The following is a 21,808-nucleotide window of genomic DNA, read 5'->3' as shown; positions in this document are numbered from 1 at the left end:
TTTCTCAATCTCCACGGGTAATTTACCAGCTGCGAGCGCATTCTCTACCATCTGGTTTCTGCATTGAGCAATTTGCGATCGCACATTGCCACCGGGTATATGAACATGGTGCAGCTTCCGGCCTGACATCCACAGGTAACGGTAATAATAATGTTCTTGGTGATACCTAACCACTCTGTACTTTTCTACCCAGTGTGACTGTTCTGGAGCAGATTTGTTTGTGTCGGTTATTGCTTGCTCCAGAACAGTAGAATCAGGTTTTGACGGTTCTGATGTTTGCTCCAGAACAGTGTTTGCTACAGTTTCGGTTTTATCCCAACTGCGATCGTAAGCACTGTTAATTACTGGCGGTGTGGTGAACTGTTCCAAATCAAACAGTGTAGTTTGCTTCATTTGTCCCCCTGCCTCCGGTCAAAAGGTACAACTTCGTGACCGACTTGTTCTGACAGGGTCAAATCCTGAGTTAGTCATTAGTCAAAAGTTAGTTGTCAGTGGTCAGTGGCGATCGCTTCAAAATACTGAACTCTACACGGTCATTGATGGGATAGTGTCGCACTGGTGTAGTGAATGCGATTGGCATAAATCAAAACCGTCCTCATCTCATAGATGGGACGGTTACTGAACCTGTATTACGTCGTTATCTTCGCTCTTTTCACGAGTTGCCAGATAATAAATGTCGCTTTTTATCTGATTTGCTTCTTCTTTAAAATCATTTTCAGATTGTTCACTTTCCCCCAGCCGCGCCTTTAACCGAGCTTGGTGAGCATGGACGTATTCTAAATGCCGCTTTTCCAAAGCTTCCAGGCGCTCTATGATTTTCCCAGCAGTTGTGTCTCTGATTGGTGCAAGCTTCCAATTGGGATTTCATACCCATGCGCGATCCGTTCCCCCTGGAGCGAGTCACCGGGACTGATGGCGAAGAAGTTGCACTGTGGATTGTAGATTTAGAACGCCTCAGCAGTATTCAAGCTCAAGCAATGGCTCAAATTATTGCCAGCAATCGCGATATCGACCCCCGGTTAAGAACTCCCGGACTCGAACAGATTCTCAAAATGCAGCTTGCAGAGAATGCGATCGCAACTGGTGGCTGCTCCGTTTTTGATGTTTTGACGGGACGTGCAATGGTCGATGCTCTTAACAAGATTGACCCCAATAACAACTATTCATTAGTTGGTGATGATAATTTTGAGGACGATGAAATTTATGAGTGAAGATAACGTTTTTCAACCAGATCCAGAATGGGACTATTACGAAATCTGGGAATCATTACACAGTGTCAAGTCAAAAATTGAAGCTGGTTTAACATTCCTAGCTAAACAAGAATTAGCTGATAATAGCACTGACGAAAAACTTGTAGAAATACTCGACCCAGCTTTATCAGAACTAGGGAGACTCGTTGAAGATGAATTGTCAGATTCAATAGACTATGAGGATGAGTAATGACAGTAGAGCAATTAATCAAAAAGTTGCAATCTTTCCCCTTGGAACTAGATGTAAATGTTCGCGCTGGTCATTCTTCTTTTGAAATTGAATCAATTCAAATCAGCGATATCGGCAACATTTTAGAAATAGATTTGGGTGACGTAGATATTCAAGAGGACGATTATTAGCCTGACGAGCCGGACTGACTCCCCGGCGAAACGGTGGCAGCCGCCGCCGTCGCGGTCTGAGTCCAAATCAGACGCACAGCACAATAGCCAGTAACTTAGGGCTTTTAAAAAGAATCAAGCTTTATGGCTTTCTCAAATTCGTAAGCTCGGTTGCTGTCCTTGTGCCGTCTTCCCTCCCTGTGTCGCCAGCAGCTGCAACTGCTTACAGATGCTAGATTTCAGCCATACGTTGAAGTTTTCCACTCTTTTGGATTTGGCGATCGCCTAAAAGCTGTTCTCATCTCTCAGATTTACCCGCTTTCAGGGTTCTTAGGTGAGGATGGTAAGCCGGAAGTGAAAATAAGACCGGGGCGAAACTCCAAAAAGCCCACCAAACGACACTTATCTTTAAGAAGATTCCAGAAAGCTTTAGGTGTAGCTCCATCGCTGGAGGCAAGCGGTGACAAGCGCAAAACCAAAGTAGTCGGCGGGTCTGACCTGTGTAGGTTGTCGTTGTGGCAGTGGGTGTACACCCGGCTAGAACCTAAGCGATCGCGTCTCAAAAATGAGATTGGGGAATTTTTGGGTGAGAAGCTGGTGGCAGAGAAGGAAGCAGGCCGCCCGGTCAAGTTGGTAAGAATGAAAATCGCTGCGATTGGAACTCGGCTGCTGTTTAGAGAACTAGTAAAAGCTTTGGCTTCTGAAAAAATGTGACAAAAAGGGAATTATGTCGTGCGATTCGTTGAGCGGGGAATCACGGTAATCAGTCCGTAAATAGCCTCTCCAACTCACAAGAGTTGAACTCTCAGATAGATGTAGGTGAAAGTCCTACCCGCCAGATTCAGGCGTGACTCCTTATCTGCCCACACCGAGCAAGCTCGTTTCTTGCGGAGTGAAGCTGGGAACAGGACGCAATCAGACAACCGTTATGGGTTGACACTGGTGTTAACAGGGAGTTCCTACGGTGAAAACGAGCCTAAAAAAGTAACCCATTCCCAAGCAGGGCATAACATAAAAACCCTGACTTTATCAGAGTTAAAACCCGCTGCATTATGTCGTAAATAGCAGCAAGAATCCAGGGTTTCTGATGGTTAAAATGGCTACACCTACCGGAACAATCAATCTTCTGAGGGAACGAATAAAAACGAATCAAAGGTCTTGGGACGGTCGAACCCCAGGTAGGCAAGACGAGATGCAGAAATCCTTTGATTCGGGTAGGATGCGGCGTAATTGCTGCAAGGTATTCAGAAAGCACTTTTTGGAGTTAGAGCATGATTAGACACAGTAGCAATACTAGTGAATCCTGGATGAACTTACCTTGGAAGAAATTCCGATGTAATCTATTCCGCCTACAAAAACGAGTGTTTAAAGCAGTTCGAGAAGGAAACAAGCGTAAAGCAATGTCTCTTCAAAAACTTATTCTGAGATCCCGCGCGGCTAGATTACTGGCGATTCGTCAAGTATCGCAGCTAAATGCTGGAAAGAAAACAGCTGGAATCGACGGCAAGAAGTCCCTCACTGTTAAGGGACGTTTCGAGCTAGAGGAACTGCTAAAAGCATCGAGTAACAATTGGTTTCACCAGAAGTTACGCAGTATTCCCATACCAAAAAGGGATGGCAGTACCAGAATGCTCAAAATCCCAACTATTGCGGATAGAGCTTGGCAATGTCTAGCAAAATACGCATTAGAACCAGCACATGAGGCACTATTCCACGAAAGGTGGCACTTTCAAGTGCAAAGTAACGGAAAATTTAGATGTACTCCATCTGTGGAGAACTACAAAAAGTTCCGTCAGAAGGTAAAAACTATTGTTAACTGCTCGAATTATGGTTCTAAGGAAAAAGCCGAAAAGCTAGCACCAATAGTTAGAGGTTGGAGAAACTACCATAAGTTCTGCAAAATGGACGGAGCAAGGCACTCACTTTGGTACGTTAATCATAGAACATGGATAGTATTTAACAAGGAAACGAAGGCAACGCCAGAATCAACCACCAAGTTGATAAAAAAAGCGTTTCCAGCAGTCCCTCACTCCGAAAATAAACACGTCAACGTCAAAGGCAATAAATCACCTTACGACGGAGATATAACCTACTGGAGCGAACGCAATAGTAAGTTATACGACAATGAAACCTCTAAAGCCTTAAAAAGGCAAAACCATACATGTGGTCACTGCGGCTTAAAGTGTATAAGTGAAGAACAAATACATTTACACCACATTGACGGGAACCATAACAACTGGAAGACCAAGAATCTGGCAGCCGTTCATGAATCCTGTCACGATTATATCCACATGGGCAAAAGCTCTAGCTAAGAATATCGAAAGCTGGGTGCGGCGAAAGCAGCACGCCCAGATTGAACAGAGAGGTGCGGCGGATAATACCGCCCATCGACTCTACCTAATGAAACGAAAAGTGAAAATTAAAGTCGGAAAAATTGAGGCTGAAGGAAACTGTTTCAATTGCAACAAGTACTCAGCACTTGTACTTTTCGGTAGCTGCTGGATTTGTCCGACTTGTTACGCTGAGGTGAATCCCCAATCCCCAATCCCCAGTAATTTACTAGAGTGAATGCAGTACAATATTCAATCTCTCGAATAACTTAGGCAGTTACACGAGAAATATCAGTTGTTAATAGAAGAAACGCGAGAGTATAGAAAGCAAGCCATACTAATCGCCCAAAAAGCACGAAAGAATAGGGAGAAAGCTCAACTAGCTGCCGAACAAGCCCAAAAGGATGTCGAAAAAGCTATTTTATTCGTCCAAAAAGCTCAGTACTTCGTCGAACAAACACAATATGATATTCAGCTAAGGCGATCGCAAACTATAGCTACAAATAAATAAATGCAAGTATTGATAATATAGAAAAAGGGAAACGCAAACCTGACATTTTCTTGCTTGCATTTCAAAGATTAGTTGACACTCCCCATCGATCAACACAGTTGACTCACCTTCGCCGCCAGTTCTGCGGGGTTCATGTGTTCGTAGTGTTCAAAGGGTTGATGAATCCAGGGATTGTCTGGCAAGTAATCGACATAGTAATCGGGTGCTATAACCGAACAAGCTTTATACCAAAGTACGGCGGTGCGAATTTCCTCAATTGGGCGATCGCTATTTTTATTTAACCAAGGAATAGTCTGCTGGAGTGTCACCCCAGAGTCTACCAAGTCATCTACTAGAAGAATACGCGAACCTAACTTTTCAGCGGTCATAGTCAAGTGATGAGAGAATGTTAAACTACCTCTTTCTTGCTTGCCAGGGCCGCTGTAAGAAGATGTTGCTAAAATTGCCAACGGCTGCTGATATATACGCGAGATAATGTCTCCGATTCGCAGTCCTCCTCTGGCGAGGCAGATAATCTGATTGAATTTCCAACCAGATTGGTAAATCTGAGCAGCCAGTTGTTCGATTTTTTGGTGATAATCTGACCAAGAAACGTAAAGGTCTGGCATAAGCTTAAAGGAAGTAATTTTTAGCAAGTACTGAAGGCAAACACAAACTTTCTATTTTAGTACGATCGCAAGGTATTTATGAATGATTCTGCTGGTGGTGAAGTCAAAAAGACTCCTGAAAGTCAAAAATTAGATTTCAAAACAAAACTAGCTTATGGTGCAGGAGATTTAGGCCCGGCGATTACTGCCAATATTTCTATATTTTTTCTACTAGTTTTCTTTACTAATGTTGCTGGGATTCCGGCAGGTTTGGCTGGTAGCGTTTTGATGATTGGCAAAATCTGGGATGCAGTAAACGATCCAGTTGTGGGGGTACTGACGGATAAAACTAAATCTCGTCGGTGGGGTCGTCGTCTTCCATGGATGTTTTATGGGGCAATACCTTTTGGGATTTTCTTTTTCTTGCAGTGGATTGTACCGCGCTTTAGTGCCGAGCAAAGTGGTAATATTTGGCCTTTGTTTTGGTATTACGTGGCGATTGGGGTAATATCTCAGGTATTTTACACTGTTGTGAATTTGCCTTACACGGCAATGACACCAGAACTAACTCAGGATTATGACGAACGCACTAGCCTCAATAGTTTTCGTTTCACCTTTTCTATTGGTGGCAGCATACTTTCATTAATTTTATCAAAAATAGTTTTTTCTTTAATTAGCGATCGCCAACAGCAATATTTAGTTTTAGCAGCAGTTTGCACAGTTATTTCTACTTTATCGCTGTATTGGTGCGTTTTTGGAGTCCGCGATCGCGTCTTAGCTTTTGAGGAAAAACGCATCCAAGCTGAGGAACCAGAATCTATACCCTTTTTTGAGCAATTAAAAATTGTCTTTACTAACCGCCCTTTTCTATTTGTTATTGGTATCTATCTTTTTTCTTGGTTAGGTGTGCAAGTGACAGCTAGCATTATTCCTTACTTTGTCATCAACTGTATGAAACTCCAAGAATCAGACGTACCCACAGTGATGATTGCAGTCCAAGGAACTGCCTTATTCATGTTATATGTCTGGACTGCTTTGAGTAAGAAAATCGGTAAAAAACTAGTTTATTTTCTGGGAATGAGTTTATGGATAATAGCAGCCGCCGGATTGTTTTTCTTACAGCCCAATCAAATCGTTTTGATGTATATTATGGCTGTCATGGCAGGTGTTGGCGTATCCACAGCTTATCTAGTTCCCTGGTCAATGATTCCAGATGTGATTGAATTAGATGAACTCCAAACCGGACAACGCCGAGAAGGGATTTTTTACGGCTTCATGGTTTTGCTGCAAAAGTTTGGTTTAGCTTTCGGATTATTTTTAGTCGGAAATGCTTTACAAGCAGCAGGTTTTAAAGAAGCGGTAGCAGGACAAAGTATACTTCCAACACAACCTGATTCTGCACTACTAGCTATTCGCGTTGCAGTCGGCCCCTTGCCCACAATTTGTTTAATTTGTGGCTTAGTTTTGACTTATTTTTATCCAATTACTCGTGAGATGCACGCAGAAATTCTGCTGAAACTCCAACAACGCCAAGAGAAAACGCAAAGATAAGTTTCGTCCACTGCAACGATTGTTAGCCGCCTCTACTCAGCTCGATTGAACTTCTCTCTCAAAATGGCTTCGATTTCACTTTCAGGATTTGCAAGGTCAAAAGGATATGGTTGTCTGTTAGCTGGGTTACGACGCTGCATCAAAACTTCTAATGCAGCCCGAAAAGCTTCCTCATCATTCCTATGTTCAGAAAGATACTGTTTTAACTCAGTATTAGTCATCTGAGATAAATTCTGTGTCATAGAACAAATTCCCAACTCCCATCTTCATCAATTATGAGCGCTATTTCATCACCTATCCCAGCCTGAATGTAAATTATTCCATCCATCCCAAAACAGTGCTCGACCGCACATAGCTACTTTTTTGCTATTTGTATTATGGATGTTGCGGATGCCTCAGTCCCATAATTCGAGACTCTTAGAATATTGGTAGGAATAAGTTTATAGCTATACAAAAGAGATATCGTATCTGACAATAAGCTTGGTTCTAAAACACTGTCAATGTCTAGCTTTTGCTCATAAAATTTTATAGGTTTTTTACAACCATTGATATAAGCATGCAAAGAAATTTTATGGAGACCACAAGTATACATAAAATCTAAAGAATCAGGAAAAAAAACGTAGTAAATAACGATACTTTCACCAGATTTTAGAGCAATAGGTGTAGGCATTTCCATCCCGAAACCTTTGAAGTTCTGACCAATTAGAATACTTTCTTGCCAAGCATAAAATCTTTCATTTTTAAGAGTTGAAAGATTTGTGAATTCGATATAAAAAGCATCAATGACTCCTGTCCGACTACCAATATTGGTAATAGCAATCGGGAAATTGATAATTAAGGTATGAGATTCTGGCAAACGCCCAAAAACAATCCATCTGAATGGAGGACTAACAAACTTCGCACCACGCATAATATTCCAATAAGCGGTGAAAAGTGAGATTAAAAGAGATGTACCCGCTATAAAGTCCCTAGCTTCTATACTCGGTAAAGCAATATTTGATAGAGATAAATGAAGCATGGCGTTAACTATAAATTCATTTGGCTATAAACTGTTTTGAATAAATCATGAGACCACTATTAACATCAAAATTCTACCTTGCAGCTGATATTATGGCTTCTATATTGGATAGCCATTAACTTACTCTAAATACTGTAATGCAAAATTTAAATGATTAATCTTTTACCTTTTCACTTTTTAAAATCTTCTGGCTGCAAACCATACCAGTTGTACCAATGACGCACTGCTAGCCAAACAGCAGAAAGTAAGCCTGCACCGCTGAGAGTCAGACCGCTAAACGGTACTAATAATCCTAAAACTGGCAATACTGCCCCAGCAATCGTACAAATAATTGCAGCCAGAGAAGCACTGCGGGTTGAGCCTAAACCCCAAGTCAAGATTAATAAAACTAGGGAAATCATTGTCCAAGCTAACTCTGCATTCATGAAGCGAGTTAGATAAGTTAAAGTCAACAGACAAGCAAAGAAAATACTACCAGCGATCGCCACATTTTTTAAACTCATTGGTAGCGATAGATATAACAATAATATCCACCATAAAAAGATGGCTGGTGCTAACAATAAAAGCCGAGGAACAATACCAGTGTTTTGAAGGGGATTGGTGTTAGTAAATACGCCAAATGGATTTTTCACCGAAACATTATCATTAAATATCCAAGTAAATTGGGTGCTGCGTCTGTCGGTTTTAATCTCATTGGGTACAATGCCACTAGCAAAATCAACAGGAGCAAAGTTGGCAATTGCTGTGAGGCGGAAGTTAGAAAGCAACTGGTCTGCTGTACTGTAAACCCAGCGCGGCCCTCCTTGAGCTTGATAGGTGACGCGAAATGTCGTTTCTTCCCCTGGTTGCAGGCGGAAGGGAAAGCTATAATCTCCTGGATTGGTTGGTTCTAATCGATTGCGATCGCGCTCTATTTTATAGTTAGAAAGTAGCGAATAGCCGTTGAGTGGCGGCGCTTCAAAGAAAAAATTATTAGTATCTTTGAGTCGGTTGACAAATTTGTAGTCAGCACCATAGTCCACGCGATAAACTGCACTACGACCTCGCACATCAGTGTTTTGGTCAAGCTTAACTTGAATTTGCGAACCAGCCAGGGGCAGAAAGCGGTTGACCGATTGCGTATCATTTACTTTGACTATCTTGCCATTAACTTGCGTAGTATACGTAGTCGGCTCTTGAGTCACATAGCGCACTTGAGGGGCAACTTGCTCTAGCTTGTCGCCTGCGACACTTTCTACTACTTGAGCCACCTTTGTCTGTTCCCAGTGGTGATAGCGATTACTCAAGGTAGAACAAAGAAAAAATCCTACCACCAACAAAACTAATACTAGTGTCAAATGTTGCAATCCACGCAACAGTTGGGAATAACGAACAGCCCACTCGCCAATAAACACCATTGGTTCTGGCTGATGGCGGCGCAAGGCAAAACTCATCAGAGCGATCGCCACTCCCAAAGCTACGATTAAAAATACCAATAACAGAGAAGCTTTGAGTACTTCGGTTCCAAACTGAATTAGCTCTGTTGGATGTGTCAGATCGGGTAATCCTGGAACGCCCTGAGTAGAAGAAGACATTGGTTGTTTTGTTTATTACAGAATTTGGAGAATCAGACAGGTAAAATCTCGCAAAAGTTTCTGTAAAGATGTATAAAGAAAAGCCAAGAGTCACGAAAAGAAGACGCGGGGAATATTTCAGTACAACTAAGGAGTAACAGCAATTCCTCCTCAAGGCTATGAGTAATTTATTCTGTTGGTAGATTGAATGCCACTGTTGTGATTGCTATTGTATATTTGTCAGGAAAAAACGTTTATCAAATCAAAACAATGAATATTATTGCTTGGATTGTTTTAGGTCTAATTGCTGGTGCGATCGCCAAGGCTATCTACCCCGGTCATCAAGGTGGCGGAATATTAGCAACAATCTTATTAGGAATTATTGGTGCTTTCGTAGGTGGCAGTCTGGGTGTATTCTTTAATACAGGAACCCTTGCTCTAGCGGCTCCAACTCTCAGCATTCCCGGTATTGTGGTAGCAGTTCTGGGTGCAATTGTCGCTATTTTCCTGTGGAACTTGCTAAATCGCCGTACTACAATCTAGAAAATTAAATACTAATCAATTTATAGTATACCTCAGGGAATTAGTTTAACCGTATTTTCTCCCTGAATTTAAATAGAACAGTAGCGCCTACCTATATATAGGTAGGCGCTAATATTATTTTAAGAAATAGATTTTGTCAGAATAGAATCTGACGGGAAGTTCTTCACATAATTGAAAAGAGTCTAAAGCTTTTGACATTCGCTCAAACCTTGTTCGTGTCATTGATTTACCTCTATCTAATACCAAAGACAAACCATCACTAGATAGAGTCACAGTCGGGGAACTGATGATATTTTGAAATGATGCAGCGCTCCTAAGAACCTCTAAAGTGAACAAATCAGTATTAATTGCCCTGACCCTATTAGCGTGGTCTACACTGTTGCCAGTCACCATTGCTAATACTGTTCAAGGTTCAACCAATCATGCGATCAAAATGTCCTCATTTAACCTCAGCTCTCAAAAATGGCAAAACCGCATATTACTAGTCTTTGCGCCATCTGTTGATAACCATAGCTATCAACAGCAGATGCAACTATTGCGAGAACAAACAAGTGGTTTTACTGACCGAGATTTAGTTCTAGTTCAGGTTTTAGCAAATGAAAGCTATGCCAACGGACAGCCAATAGATGAGTCTTCTGCTGCCAAGTTACGCGATCGCTTTGGAGTTGATAAAGATAATTTTCGCGTCATTTTGGTGGGCAAAGATGGTGGTGTTAAGCGCCAAGATGCTAGGCCAGTAAAAGCCACAGCAATTTTTGAGCAAATAGATGCCATGCCTATGCGACAGCAAGAAATGCGACAGCAAGGCAGAAAGTAGCTAGACTTGCACTTGATTTTAGAAGATATTTTAGATAGTGCGATCGCTTCTCTAAAATCCTCAGAGTAAAGTAGGAGTAGGATGTCTGCAACGGTCTTTGCTCGCGCACCCACAAAGTAAAACCCCTTGAAATAGAGGCTACAGCTTTAGTCTGAGCAGTTATTAATTTTTGGTTGTTGCCACAAAATGAGATTCAATTCAGAGCAGTAGCAAGTCCCATTACTAATTTCTGGTTTGTTTTCTGCTATCCAATCATAAATTTTTGCCGATTGTGTTAGTGCCACTTTTTCTGAACGATAAAGCCGAGGGCTAGGACAGTAGGCTTGGCCATTGATATGTATAGCTGCAATCTGCCAATAATCACTGTCTTCCCCTTCTGGTACAACTTCTAAAAATCCGCTATTGTAAGGCTCGATTATTCCTATGTTCATCTGTAACCATCAAAATTTAAACCAACGCCATCACAAAATCGATGCCAGCAATGCGAGGATAAGCTGGAATCACTAGGGAATGCAATAGCAACCCCCACTAATGATTTTGGGTTCGCGGTCAATAGAAATCTGAATAATCGGTCACTTTTTGGCTTGATTTCCTTATTGGCAGCAATAATGGCAAGAGGAATAATCACTTGGGTTCGCTGGTTGGTATCATCCTGTATTTGGTACAGCCATAAATCATTTGCATTCAAGAAGCGATCGCACTTTGCTACTAATTCATACAAGTGAGGAAAACTTTGTAGTGCGATACATGAGGCGTTCGCTTTTCATTTAATCCATTTTGATAATAGTTAATAAAATTCTCATAATCAATGTGTTTATTTTTATTGGAGTTATCATTATTAACTAAGTTATTTTAAATAGTTCTTCCTCCTTATGGCTTAATCATTGCATTCTTATAGAGAAAAATGTTTTTATTTTTACCGTTGATTTTTAATCAGATAAAAAAACTAATAAAGGTAAGAAAAAGAGAATTTTTGTTTTAATAAAAATTAAAATTTAAAAAGTAGTAAAAGTAGTAGAAGTAGTAAAAGTAGGATATTCAAGACGCAAACGAAACCAAACCAATATGATATAACTGATACGTCAAGTCAGACATTTTCTCGAACGCGATCGCAAATAGACTAATTACACACTGATATTTATATAAAAAATTCTGCTAGTACTATTAGGCACGATTAAGACAGTCTTGTAAGCAACTCTTCGTGCGAGGTAGCTCGTTTTGAGGAAATGGTTTTGTAGTAAGTCAATAAAAGATACTTGCTAGTCTTTGTTTGAATTTATTTTAAACTCTACCCATACCCATCCGGATGTCAGGCTGTGAGTATGTAAGTGTTCTCATGTACCTTTATCAAGTTGCATTAATAGTGTGGGAGCGAACAAATGACTACGACAACTTTGCAAGCCTCTGTACACAATGGTACAAGCGTGAATCGTTGTAGCTGTCGATTCTGTGGGACAAATTTAAAGCACACCTTTGTGGATTTAGGAATGTCACCGCTTTGTGAAAGTTACGTGACAGCCGAACAGCTAAACCAAATGGAACCATTTTATCCACTACATGTATACGTGTGCGATCGCTGTTTTTTAGTTCAACTTCAAGAATATGTAAGTCCGCAAGATATCTTCAGTTACTATGCCTATTTTTCGTCTTATTCTGATTCTTGGCTACAACATGCCAAAAATTATACTGAAAAAGTAACAGATCGCTTCGGACTTAACTCCTCAAGTCAAGTAGTAGAAATAGCTAGTAACGATGGTTACTTATTGCAATATTTTGTATCAAAACAAATACCTGTTTTGGGTATAGAACCAGCAGCTAATATTGCTGAAGTAGCTATTACAAAAGGCATTCCCACAGTTATCAAATTCTTTGGACAAAACACAGCCGAGGAATTAGCTGCTAATGGCAAGCAAGCAGATTTATTAGTAGGTAACAATGTGCTTGCTCACGTACCTGATATCAACGATTTTGTCGCAGGCTGTAAAATTCTACTCAAGCCGCAAGGAGTCATTACTATGGAGTTTCCCCATTTAATGCGACTGATTGAGGGAAACCAGTTTGATACTATCTATCACGAACATTTCTCTTACTTATCGTTACTCACAGTAGAGAAGGTTTTTGCTGCTCGCAATTTAACTATCTTTGATGTAGAAGAACTATCAACTCATGGCGGTTCTCTAAGAATTTATGCTTGCCATGTAGAGGATAATTCTAAATCTATCAGTCAGAATGTAAAAGATTTAAGAGCCAAAGAAGAAACAGTGGGATTTCTTAACTTGGAAAGTTATTTTTTATTTGCTAAAAAGGTTAAAGAAACCAAGTTTCAACTTTTGGAATTTTTAATTGCAGCTAAACGCCAAGGAAAATCAATTGCTGGTTACGGCGCACCTGGTAAAGGTAACACTCTTTTGAATTATTGCGGAATTAGAGAAGATTTTCTTGATTACACTGTAGATAGAAATCCATTTAAACAAGGTAAATTTTTACCAGGAACTCATATCCCAATTTTTCATCCAGACAAGATCCAAGAAACAAAGCCAGATTATCTGTTGATTTTACCTTGGAATTTGAAAAATGAAGTAATGTCCCAAATGTCTTATATACGTGATTGGGGTGGGAAATTTGTTGTGCCTATTCCTAAAGTTAATGTCTATTCTTGAGCAAGAAAGCAACTCAAATTTCATGTCATTTATTAATAACAAAGGAAATTATAATGAAAGTAGTTTTATTTTGTGGTGGTTTAGGGACAAGATTAAGAGAATTTTCCACTAATATTCCTAAGCCAATGGTTCATATTGGCTACAGACCAATATTATGGCATGTGATGAAATACTACGCTCATTATGGACACAAAGATTTTATTTTGTGTCTTGGTTATAAAGCAGATGTTATCAAGAATTATTTTCTTCATTATGATGAATGTGTTTCCAATGATTTTACTTTACAGGAAGGAGGGAAAAAAATTAAACTTGTAAATAGTGATATTGAAGACTGGAATATTACCTTTGTCGATACGGGTTTGACTTCAAATATTGGTCAAAGATTCAAAGCAATTGAGGAATATTTAGAAGGAGAAGAGGTATTCTTAGCCAATTATAGCGACGGCTTAACAGATTTACACTTACCCGATCTTATCGAAGACTTTTATAGACATAACAAATTAGCTAGTTTTTTGTGCGTCAAGCCATCACAAAGTTATCATTTAGTTTCCATGCAAGAAAATGGTTTAGTAAATGATATTCAAGATGTCAAACAATCTGGTATTAGAATAAATGGCGGGTTCTTTGTATTTCATAAAGATATATTTAAATATATTGGTTCTGGAGAAGAATTAGTGCTTGAACCATTTCAAAGACTAATTAAAATTAAACAACTAGTAGCTTATAAATATAACGGTTTTTGGGCGTGTATGGATACTTTTAAAGAGCAGCAACAGTTAGATGATATGTATTGTCAAGGTAACGCTCCTTGGGCTGTATGGAAGCTTCTTGAAAGGAAGGCAAAATCTTTGGAATATAGCCGAATTCATCAGTTGAACCATGATTCTATAACAGTTAGTTTGGCTAATAGTTAAATACCAATTTATTTGGCAGTAGATACCTTTACTAGATATCTACTGTAATTACTATTTTAAGCAACTATTTCAGACAGATTATTCTTCAAAAGTTAAAAATACTAAATATGCTTAAACTAACGTTCGAGAACGAAAAACACTCAAACTATAAGGTTTTGTGTTTAGGAGCGCATTGCGATGATATAGAAATTGGTTGTGGAGGTACGATATTAAAATTGTTAGAAACTTACCCAAATATTGTATTTTATTGGGTTGTATTTAGTTCAAATTCACAAAGAGAAGAGGAAGCTTATACCAGCGCGAATAAATTTTTAAAAAACACAAAGATAAAAAATATAGTCATACAACAATTTAAAGATGGGTATTTCCCTTTCATGGGAATTGAAATTAAACATTTTTTTGAGCAACTCAAGCAAGAGTATAATCCCGATCTAATTTTTACCCATTATCGTCAGGATCTACATCAAGATCATCGCTTAATTTCTGAATTTACTTGGAATACATTTAGAAATAATTTAATTCTAGAGTATGAAATTCCTAAATATGATGGCGATTTAGGAAATCCTAATTTATTTGTTCATTTAGATGAAGAAATCTGCCAAAACAAAATTCAATATATTATTGACAGCTTTCCATCGCAAAATAACAAACAGTGGTTTACAGAAGAAACCTTTAGATCGATTCTCCGGCTGAGAGGAGTTGAATCCAATGCACCCAATAAATATGCAGAAGCATTTTATTCTCGTAAAATAGTTTTTTAGTTGAAATCTCATGCTTCGAGCATAGCTGTCTTTTTCATTCTAAACATGCTTTCAACAGATTAAAGTCTAACAATGTGTCTGCCGTTTTCTTAATAATATCAAACTCTAAACCTGATTTTTCAGCAATATCTAGGAGTGTATGATTGCCATCAGATAAGTTTAAAACCCACAACATAGCCATTTCATTCTTCTTTGTATCAGTCTGCCCACCTATAGCACTATATAATCCTCGTTTACCTAACTGGGGTTCGCATTTAGGATTTTGATTTAAGTATTTTTTATTATTCTCTATAATATTTAAAACAGACAAAACTTTTGATAAAGAATCAGCAAGATATTGAGGTTGTACGAGTTCTAAATTGTCTGCTGATGTATGATATTGGGGATAAGTACCGTGGGGCGATCGCATGAAACAGCCCACAGGAAGATTAAACCCTGGCGAACAAAATTGTCGCTCATCATAGCCATAAGGAGAAAACTCCATAATTTCATAATCTTGACCTGAACTTTTCAATACATGAGTCACAGCTTTATCAATTTCGGCATTACCTCGACGGCTTTTTTTGTAATGAGACTTGCCCGAATCTCCCACACAGGTAATAACTAAACCATGTTTAATTTTATCAACATTCGCTTCATTTAAAGCCAGCCAAGTAATAGAACCAATAGTTCCAGGAATGAAAATAAAACGATAGGAATAAGATAGTGAAAGTTGACTGAGATGTTTGGCTAAAAAAGCTGCTAATGCTATACCAGAGAGATTGTCATTACAAAGCGATGGATGACAAATATGACATGAAATCAAAACTTCATCTGCTTTTTCGCCTTTGATGTAATACTCCCCATAAGTTAAATGGCCATTCTCCAAAGAAGAGTCAATAAAAACTTCATACTCTTCATCTTTTAGTTCTAATAATTGATTATGACTGAGACAGAAACCCCAGTTTTCTTTGTAGTAAGAAGTTCTGTAAGGAATCCAGTCAGGGCAATCGGGTAGTGTAAAAAGATGTTCCTTTAAATCTGGCAATGGCATCTTTTCATTAATCTTTACACTGTAATTAACTACATGAAGATTTGAGTTCTGGAAGTTAATAATTTTTTTACCCTGTGAATTCTTAATAAAAGCATCTTTAATATTCCATTCTTTAGGTATAGTCCAATCAAATACTTCAGTACCACTAGGAATATCATGTATAGCTAAAGGAATATGTTTTTGAAGTATATATAGTGTTTTTCGCAATCCATCGCCAGTAATACTACGACATATAGGAAACAATTCCGATATTAACTGATACATTTTATAGCTAATATCATTTACGCTAATATTAGTGTTTATATCAATATTTTTATTCATATTATTTATGATATAATTTCATCAGATACACATACATATATAATTTACAATATTATAATGTATACATTCCCCAATATTTGGATAAAAATATTACAATAGAGTATGTTTTGAAGATATAGGTATGGTTGGGATTGTTTCTAGGTAGTTTCAAATTGAAGTAGAGTGAAGATTTTTATAATCTTCAATATATTTAGGCGATCGCAAACGGTTATTAGTAGCAGTAGCATGAAAGCGAAATCGCTCGTTGAGAGCCACAGCATTTGTTACCGCCCAAAATATTGATAAGCTAAAGCAAATTTAATTTTCAGAAATACTCATAGTGGTTGTTGACTGCTGACTGTCAACTTTGGTCAATGTGCAATTTCAAAGCGTAACAGCTTCTCGCTATGACAGCAGTCTAGAAAAAACAAAAAATCTCTCTCAGTCAACTGATTTGTGTCTTGAATGCCTGGATTAAAAATGAAACGGATAGAGCGATCGCAAGATCGCTCCGATGGCTCTGTGCGTCAGCTTCAATCTTCCCTTGATTGAGTAATGCCTAAGCTGAACATGTGTGATTTCAAGCATTATTGGAAAAACTCATGCTATTAACTTGGTATTTTTGATACAGAATTGCAACCAAATTACTTAGCAAACATGTTATTGCTAGACACAACAGGATGTAGGTGGGAGCCATTACTACACCGATCGCGAACCAAGTATATACATGCAATACCATCACAAAAGCAAAAATGCTAGCTATTCCCGCGGTCTGCAATACTTGATGTGTTGGACGACCCAATACTGTCAGGACGATTGTCAATGATGTGGCAAGCAGGATGGCTGGCACAAGAAATGCACAAATACTAATGCAGTGTGTGCGGGAGAACTCAGCTAAAGTGTTGAAATCGAGCATCAATTTCTTGGGATAGTGGTTAGTATAACAATGATAAATTAGATATATTTTTACTTATCTAAACTGACCTTAGCATATATCTAAAGCAACTACTTGGGTAATGTAACAAAAATTTAATTATTTCCCTACTTAATACTACTAATAATTAATCTTAAAAAATTAAGTGCGGTCAGGTTAGGCATTACCCATCTTAGCTAGATTCAATAGACAAAATCGGTGTATCAATGACATATTCGCATTATTATCAGTTACAATAACTACTGCGGATTCCTGTATAGGAAATATGCCACAATGCAATATTAAAATACTGAAATACAAAAGCATTTATCCCACACAATAAAAAATCCTTTATTAAGATTTTTATTTAAAAACTAAAATTAATTAACTGTAAATTTAGCTGATAATAAAATTTCATAAAGATTAACATCTTCTTCAACCAAGCAGGCATGACCGCTATGAGGTAGAGTTATTATCTGTGTATTAGGAAAAATATTACTTAAATGATGTGCCTCCATTTCTGAAGGTAAAAGTCGGTCTTTTTTACTAGCAATTAGTAAGATAGGTTGAGTAATTTGAGATAATTTACTTTTATCAATATTAAATTCTCTCATCAAAGAAAGTCGCTGATTAGCAGTTTTTTTTGGTGCAGAACGGGTTGATTTAAAAAGAGCTTGCTTGGCAGTAGGCGAAATTCGACTTAAATTAGCTAGAAAAGGCAAAGATATAAACGAGGATATTTTATACAATATTTGAGGGGTGTAAGGAAACAAAAGCGAACCGAAATTTAACCAAAGTACTCGATGAAATGAAGAAGCAGAATTAATTAAAATAATTTTTGTAAATAATTTAGGAAATTTTTCCAACACTTTTAACGCCAAGCAACCACCAAATGATTCTCCACAAAGATAAACAGGCGATGTCTCACTACAAGCCACTTCGTGTCTACGCGGTACTTTTTCTAGTTCTATTTGGGTCAAATTTGCTACTTGTTTTGTCAGTTCATCCCAAGTAGTGAGGTTGTTAGGTGGAATGACAAAACAACGCACATCAAAAGCAGCGTTTAAACTTGCTGTTTGAATATACATTAATTCCTTTCCAGTCTCATCCATTCCTGGTAGAAATACAAAAAGTGGATAGCTAGAATTAGATAGCTGGCTAGTTAGAAAATAAGGTTGATTTTGAAAGTGAGATAGCATAGCTAAACTAACATCATTAACAATATTATCACTTTGAAAATAGCAAACCTTGAATAAAATCAACTCTCACCAGTCAATAACTTTTCCCATTGCTGAATTTGAGTTTGTTTAGCTTCATTCCGTTGGTGAATTGGTAAGGAACGCTCTCTTAAAAAGCCACCACAACGGTTTGACATTACAGCTTGAATTTCAGCAATCATAGATAAAGATATGGCTTCGGGTGTATCTCCTCCAATGTCAATACCCACAGGGCCATGCAATCTTTGTAGCTGTTCGCTAGTATAATTTATTCCCTCTGCATTTAAATCTTGTAGTAATCTTTCAGTGCGATGTTTCGGCCCCAAAAAACCGAGGTAGCGTGCGGGAGATGGCATAAGCATTTTCATAATTTCTAAATCATCGAGGTAATTATGAGTCATCACCACAGCAATAGTGCGTGCATCCACTGTTATCTGTTTGTGTAAAATCTCTCGACGCGTGAGAATTACCTCATCAGCCATTGAAAAACGCTCTTTTGTTGCCTCACTGGCTCGACAATCAATAATAGTAACGTGCCAACCCATAGCTTTGGCAAACTGGGCTGTCGGTACAGCATCATGACCTGCACCAAAAATTATTAGGTGTGTAGGTGGTTGGATAACTTCGATAAACACATCAACGCTACCTGATAACAGTTGGTATTTGTTGACACTTGAATGTTGAGTTTGCAGGGCAATTTCAGCGTCTTTGATGAGGAAAGCTAACAAAGAAGATTCTTCAATATCAGTCGTCATATTTTCGTCTGAATTGAGCATTAAACGCGCCCCGACTTTAATATTAACCTTACCTTCTACACCAAAAACAGTTGCAATAATACCGGGTTGCTGGTGAGAGAAACATTGTTTAATAAAAGCTACGGGATTAATTGGATTGTTATCTAGACGTTCAATTAGGACTTGCACCATACCGTTACAACCAAGTCCAAACCCCCAGACAATATCCTCATCGGCGGTCGTGTCGTACGTGACAACTATCGGTTGTCCGTTTGGCATTGGGATACGAGTATGTTCAAATACATCTTTTTCTAAGCAACCACCGCTGATCGTTCCTACCATTTGGCCCGCTTCTGTCATTAACATTCGCGCACTTGGTTGGCGATAGGTAGAGCCTCGAACATTAACAACAGTAGCAAGATATACTAGTTCGGCATGAAGTTGACTTTCTGCAAATGCTTTTAAGATAGCCTGTAGCTCGTTCATTTTATGGGGATTGGGGCAGGTATTACATTTAGTTATATTTTCCTCACTCCTTTGCCCCTCCGCATCCTGCCTTTAGATCAACTTATCAGGCGTAATGGGTAGATTGCGGATGCGCTTACCTGTGGCATGGTAAACTGCATTGGCGATCGCAGCTGAAACACCTGTGATGCCAATTTCACCTACACCTCTTGCGCCTGCTGGGTTAAAGTTGAGGTCGGGTTCGCCAACGAAGGCTACTTCAATCCGAGGAATGTCGGCGTGGGCTGGAAAGTGATAAGTGGCAAGGTCATAAACTACGGGATAACCGATGTTTGGATCGAAAAGACACTCTTCCATTAAAGCTTGCCCGATGCCCATGATGACAGCACCACGCACTTGACTGGCCGCTGTCTTCGAGTTGATGACTTGTCCGATATCCATCACTGACACCCACCGCGTCACCCGCAAACGTGCGATTTCTTCATCCACGCTGACTTCGCAAAAATGTGCGCCCCAGGATTGAAACGCCCATTTATTAGCTTCATCGCTAGGGGCAGAGGAGGCTGTGGCCTCAAAAGCTGCTCCTTTGGACTGGCGAAGAGTTGCAAATGCTTCCTGTGCAGTCTTCGCGTTTGCAGTTTTCAGGACTTGCTGACAAGCTGACATGACTGCTGGGACGAGGGTTGCCGTCATCTGGGAACCACCTGCCATACCTCCAGTTGGTAGCAATGAGTCGCCCAACTCCACCCGCACTTGTTCGACGGGTAGCCCCAATGCCTCTGCTGCTGTCATCGCCACAACAGTATATGTGCCAGTACCCATATCATTCCCGGCTGTCAGAAGATGAGCAGTACTATCTGGGAGTAGCCTGACTTTCACTGATGCTTTACCTTGCAAGCCAGGAAAGGTTGCTGCCGCCATCCCCCAACCAATGAGCTTACCATCGCGCGTCAAAGAACGCGGCTGTTTTGGTCTGTCTTGCCAACCAAATTGTTCTGCGCCAACCCGCAAACAGTCAGCAAAATGCTTGGCTGAGAATGGCTTACCCTGGCGCTGGTGTTCTTGAGTTTCGTTTTTCAGGCGCAGTTCCACCGGGTCAATCTTCAGCATCCAGGCTAGTTCGTCCATCGCCGACTCCATCGCCCACATCCCAGGATTCTCTCCTGGTGCGCGCATAAATGTTGGTGTGCCGATATTCAGCACTGCCAATTCCTGCTTGAGTTGCAGATTCGGCGTACTATACATAACTGGCGTAATGCTCGTACAAGGTTCTGCGAACACATCAACTGATGAAGTGTATGATTTGGCTTCGTGAGCGATCGCAGTTAAACTACCATCAGCGGTGGCTCCTAAACGAATAATTTGCTCGGTTTCGGAGCGGTGTCCGGCGTTCGCGGTCATTTGCTGGCGGCTGAGAACAACTCTCAAAGGACGCTGAACTTCGCGGGCAGCCGCGGCACAGAGAATACCGTGAGGCCAGGGGAAAGCTTTTGAGCCGAAAGCTCCTCCTAAAAAAGGTGTGACGATACGCACCCGCTCAGATGCAAGTCCGAAGAGGTCTGCATAGGTGCGTTGGGTTCCCAATACCCATTGGGATGGCTCATAAATAGTGAGTGAGTTGGCATCTTGCCAGTGGGCGATGATGGCATGGGGTTCCATCGGTGCGTGCAATTCAGTAGATGTTTTGTAGGTGGCTGTAAATTTTGCTGTGGCACTCGCCAACCCTGCCGCCAAATCTCCTTTTTCAAACTTTGACTCCTCACCAAACTGGGACGGAGCCTCTTCAAAGGTGGCTTTTGTCACATCTACGAGTGGCTTTTGGGTTGCGTATTCCACCTTGACCAAATGCGCTGCATCGCGCGCCCGCTCAAAAGTATCTGCCACTACCAAGCCGATAATTTGTCCTGCATAGTGAATTTTATTATCCGACAACGGCAGACGAGCCTCGTAAATTTTCGAGGTGATAAAGTTGTTGGCTGGCATGAGTATCTTAGGGGCGTTTTCGTGCGTGAAAACAGCGATTACCCCGGATGCCTTTTTGGCTGCACTGGTGTCGATGCTTTTAATTTGCCCGTTGGCAATGCTGGCGGTGACAAGATAACCGTGAACTAGACCTGGGATTTGATGTTCGGCGGCGTAGGTTGCCGTACCCGTAACCTTTGCCAGTCCATCTTTGCGGCTGACGGCAGTCCCAATCACTTTATTCATACCAAGGAACTCCAAAAATCATTGCACTCAATTTCTTCATCCAAGACATTACCGTATTCCTTTTCCCCTGCTCCCCCTGCTCCCTCTGCTTCCCCTGCTCCCCC

At 39.9% G+C, this 21,808-nt stretch carries 25 protein-coding genes; 13 read left to right on the top strand and 12 right to left on the bottom strand.

Going from position 1 to position 21,808, the window contains the following annotated elements; genetic code table 11:
- Together I8752_RS16380 and I8752_RS16375 are read right to left on the bottom strand one after the other, a co-directional pair.
- Nucleotides 1-393: hypothetical protein (locus I8752_RS16380; RefSeq protein ID WP_214433378.1), on the bottom strand; the 393-nt coding region annotated here is incomplete at its 3' end.
- A gap of 222 nt (nucleotides 394-615) precedes the next feature.
- Nucleotides 616-795 (bottom strand): hypothetical protein, encoded by a 180-nt coding sequence (locus I8752_RS16375; RefSeq protein WP_214433377.1) that lies wholly within the window; start codon nucleotides 793-795, stop codon nucleotides 616-618.
- A 47-nt stretch (nucleotides 796-842) separates the two neighbouring features.
- On the opposite strand from I8752_RS16375, the gene I8752_RS16370 reads away from it, so the two are divergent.
- From I8752_RS16370 to I8752_RS16340, 7 genes are all read left to right on the top strand, one after another.
- Complete coding sequence (locus tag I8752_RS16370; protein ID WP_214433376.1) at nucleotides 843-1,211, top strand: hypothetical protein; 369 nt, start codon at nucleotides 843-845, stop codon at nucleotides 1,209-1,211.
- On the top strand, nucleotides 1,204-1,440 hold the full coding sequence (locus I8752_RS16365) for a hypothetical protein (RefSeq protein ID WP_214433375.1): 237 nt from the start codon (nucleotides 1,204-1,206) through the stop codon (nucleotides 1,438-1,440). The genes I8752_RS16370 and I8752_RS16365 overlap by 8 nt, the downstream gene beginning before the upstream one ends.
- Nucleotides 1,440-1,610 carry a hypothetical protein gene (locus I8752_RS16360; protein WP_214433374.1) on the top strand — a complete coding sequence of 57 codons (171 nt, stop codon included), beginning with the start codon at nucleotides 1,440-1,442 and terminating at the stop codon, nucleotides 1,608-1,610. The genes I8752_RS16365 and I8752_RS16360 overlap by 1 nt, the downstream gene beginning before the upstream one ends.
- A gap of 159 nt (nucleotides 1,611-1,769) precedes the next feature.
- Nucleotides 1,770-2,303, top strand: a complete 534-nt coding sequence (locus I8752_RS16355; RefSeq protein ID WP_225895697.1) for an IS110 family transposase — start codon at nucleotides 1,770-1,772, stop codon at nucleotides 2,301-2,303.
- Nucleotides 2,304-2,408: 105 nt separating this feature from the next.
- On the top strand, nucleotides 2,409-2,654 hold the full coding sequence (locus I8752_RS16350; RefSeq protein ID WP_214433373.1) for a hypothetical protein: 246 nt from the start codon (nucleotides 2,409-2,411) through the stop codon (nucleotides 2,652-2,654).
- A 206-nt stretch (nucleotides 2,655-2,860) separates the two neighbouring features.
- Complete coding sequence (locus I8752_RS16345; RefSeq protein ID WP_214433372.1) at nucleotides 2,861-3,901, top strand: reverse transcriptase N-terminal domain-containing protein; 1,041 nt, start codon at nucleotides 2,861-2,863, stop codon at nucleotides 3,899-3,901.
- Nucleotides 3,902-4,214: 313 nt separating this feature from the next.
- Complete coding sequence (locus I8752_RS16340) at nucleotides 4,215-4,430, top strand: hypothetical protein (RefSeq protein ID WP_214433371.1); 216 nt, start codon at nucleotides 4,215-4,217, stop codon at nucleotides 4,428-4,430.
- 89 nt (nucleotides 4,431-4,519) lie between these two features.
- Here the strand turns inward: I8752_RS16340 and I8752_RS16335 are convergent, their stop codons facing one another.
- Nucleotides 4,520-5,038 (bottom strand): phosphoribosyltransferase, encoded by a 519-nt coding sequence (locus I8752_RS16335; protein WP_214433370.1) that lies wholly within the window; start codon nucleotides 5,036-5,038, stop codon nucleotides 4,520-4,522.
- A gap of 78 nt (nucleotides 5,039-5,116) precedes the next feature.
- Between I8752_RS16335 and I8752_RS16330 the strand changes: the two genes are divergently transcribed.
- Complete coding sequence (locus I8752_RS16330; RefSeq protein WP_214433369.1) at nucleotides 5,117-6,568, top strand: MFS transporter; 1,452 nt, start codon at nucleotides 5,117-5,119, stop codon at nucleotides 6,566-6,568.
- 32 nt (nucleotides 6,569-6,600) lie between these two features.
- Here the strand turns inward: I8752_RS16330 and I8752_RS16325 are convergent, their stop codons facing one another.
- The 3 genes from I8752_RS16325 to I8752_RS16315 all read right to left on the bottom strand — a co-directional run bounded on the left by I8752_RS16325 (nucleotide 6,601) and on the right by I8752_RS16315 (nucleotide 9,160).
- The gene (locus tag I8752_RS16325; RefSeq protein WP_214433368.1) at nucleotides 6,601-6,810 is read right to left on the bottom strand and encodes a DUF6887 family protein; all 210 of its coding nucleotides are present in this window, start codon (nucleotides 6,808-6,810) and stop codon (nucleotides 6,601-6,603) included.
- 113 nt (nucleotides 6,811-6,923) lie between these two features.
- On the bottom strand, nucleotides 6,924-7,586 hold the full coding sequence (locus tag I8752_RS16320; RefSeq protein ID WP_214433367.1) for a hypothetical protein: 663 nt from the start codon (nucleotides 7,584-7,586) through the stop codon (nucleotides 6,924-6,926).
- 170 nt (nucleotides 7,587-7,756) lie between these two features.
- A complete protein-coding gene (locus I8752_RS16315) occupies nucleotides 7,757-9,160 on the bottom strand; it encodes a hypothetical protein (protein WP_214433366.1) in 1,404 nt (467 codons plus the stop codon).
- A 249-nt stretch (nucleotides 9,161-9,409) separates the two neighbouring features.
- Here I8752_RS16315 and I8752_RS16310 point away from each other — a divergent pair, with 249 nt between their 5' ends.
- Nucleotides 9,410-9,682 carry a GlsB/YeaQ/YmgE family stress response membrane protein gene (locus I8752_RS16310; RefSeq protein WP_214433365.1) on the top strand — a complete coding sequence of 91 codons (273 nt, stop codon included), beginning with the start codon at nucleotides 9,410-9,412 and terminating at the stop codon, nucleotides 9,680-9,682.
- Nucleotides 9,683-10,010: 328 nt separating this feature from the next.
- Entirely contained in the window at nucleotides 10,011-10,499 is a 489-nt protein-coding gene (locus I8752_RS16305) for a DUF4174 domain-containing protein (RefSeq protein ID WP_214433364.1), read from the top strand.
- Nucleotides 10,500-10,645: 146 nt separating this feature from the next.
- On the opposite strand, the gene I8752_RS16300 is transcribed toward I8752_RS16305, so the two are convergent.
- On the bottom strand, nucleotides 10,646-10,930 hold the full coding sequence (locus I8752_RS16300) for a hypothetical protein (protein WP_214433363.1): 285 nt from the start codon (nucleotides 10,928-10,930) through the stop codon (nucleotides 10,646-10,648).
- A gap of 948 nt (nucleotides 10,931-11,878) precedes the next feature.
- On the opposite strand from I8752_RS16300, the gene I8752_RS16295 reads away from it, so the two are divergent.
- The 3 genes from I8752_RS16295 (at nucleotide 11,879) to I8752_RS16285 (ending at nucleotide 14,834) form a co-directional block, all read left to right on the top strand.
- Nucleotides 11,879-13,159, top strand: coding sequence for a methyltransferase domain-containing protein (locus tag I8752_RS16295; RefSeq protein ID WP_214433362.1), 1,281 nt, complete (start codon nucleotides 11,879-11,881; stop codon nucleotides 13,157-13,159).
- A gap of 53 nt (nucleotides 13,160-13,212) precedes the next feature.
- A complete protein-coding gene (locus tag I8752_RS16290) occupies nucleotides 13,213-14,073 on the top strand; it encodes a glucose-1-phosphate cytidylyltransferase (protein ID WP_214433361.1) in 861 nt (286 codons plus the stop codon).
- Nucleotides 14,074-14,180: 107 nt separating this feature from the next.
- Complete coding sequence (locus I8752_RS16285; protein ID WP_214433360.1) at nucleotides 14,181-14,834, top strand: PIG-L deacetylase family protein; 654 nt, start codon at nucleotides 14,181-14,183, stop codon at nucleotides 14,832-14,834.
- Between the two features lie 34 nt (nucleotides 14,835-14,868).
- On the opposite strand, the gene I8752_RS16280 is transcribed toward I8752_RS16285, so the two are convergent.
- From I8752_RS16280 to I8752_RS16260, 5 genes are all read right to left on the bottom strand, one after another.
- Nucleotides 14,869-16,188: a DUF4910 domain-containing protein gene (locus I8752_RS16280; protein WP_214433359.1), complete on the bottom strand. Its 1,320-nt coding sequence runs from the start codon at nucleotides 16,186-16,188 to the stop codon at nucleotides 14,869-14,871.
- Nucleotides 16,189-16,747: 559 nt separating this feature from the next.
- Nucleotides 16,748-17,083, bottom strand: a complete 336-nt coding sequence (locus tag I8752_RS16275; protein ID WP_214433358.1) for a hypothetical protein — start codon at nucleotides 17,081-17,083, stop codon at nucleotides 16,748-16,750.
- A 377-nt stretch (nucleotides 17,084-17,460) separates the two neighbouring features.
- Complete coding sequence (locus I8752_RS16270) at nucleotides 17,461-18,279, bottom strand: alpha/beta fold hydrolase (RefSeq protein WP_214433357.1); 819 nt, start codon at nucleotides 18,277-18,279, stop codon at nucleotides 17,461-17,463.
- A gap of 59 nt (nucleotides 18,280-18,338) precedes the next feature.
- On the bottom strand, nucleotides 18,339-19,517 hold the full coding sequence (locus I8752_RS16265; protein ID WP_214433356.1) for an XdhC family protein: 1,179 nt from the start codon (nucleotides 19,515-19,517) through the stop codon (nucleotides 18,339-18,341).
- A gap of 72 nt (nucleotides 19,518-19,589) precedes the next feature.
- A complete protein-coding gene (locus tag I8752_RS16260) occupies nucleotides 19,590-21,704 on the bottom strand; it encodes a xanthine dehydrogenase family protein molybdopterin-binding subunit (protein ID WP_214433355.1) in 2,115 nt (704 codons plus the stop codon).
- Nucleotides 21,705-21,808 lie beyond the last annotated feature (104 nt).

The sequence above is a fragment of the Dendronalium phyllosphericum CENA369 genome (assembly GCF_016056275.1).
Lineage (GTDB): Bacteria > Cyanobacteriota > Cyanobacteriia > Cyanobacteriales > Nostocaceae > Dendronalium > Dendronalium phyllosphericum.
Note: the sequence above shows the minus strand (reverse complement) of the source record. Positions and strands in the feature narration are given on the sequence as shown.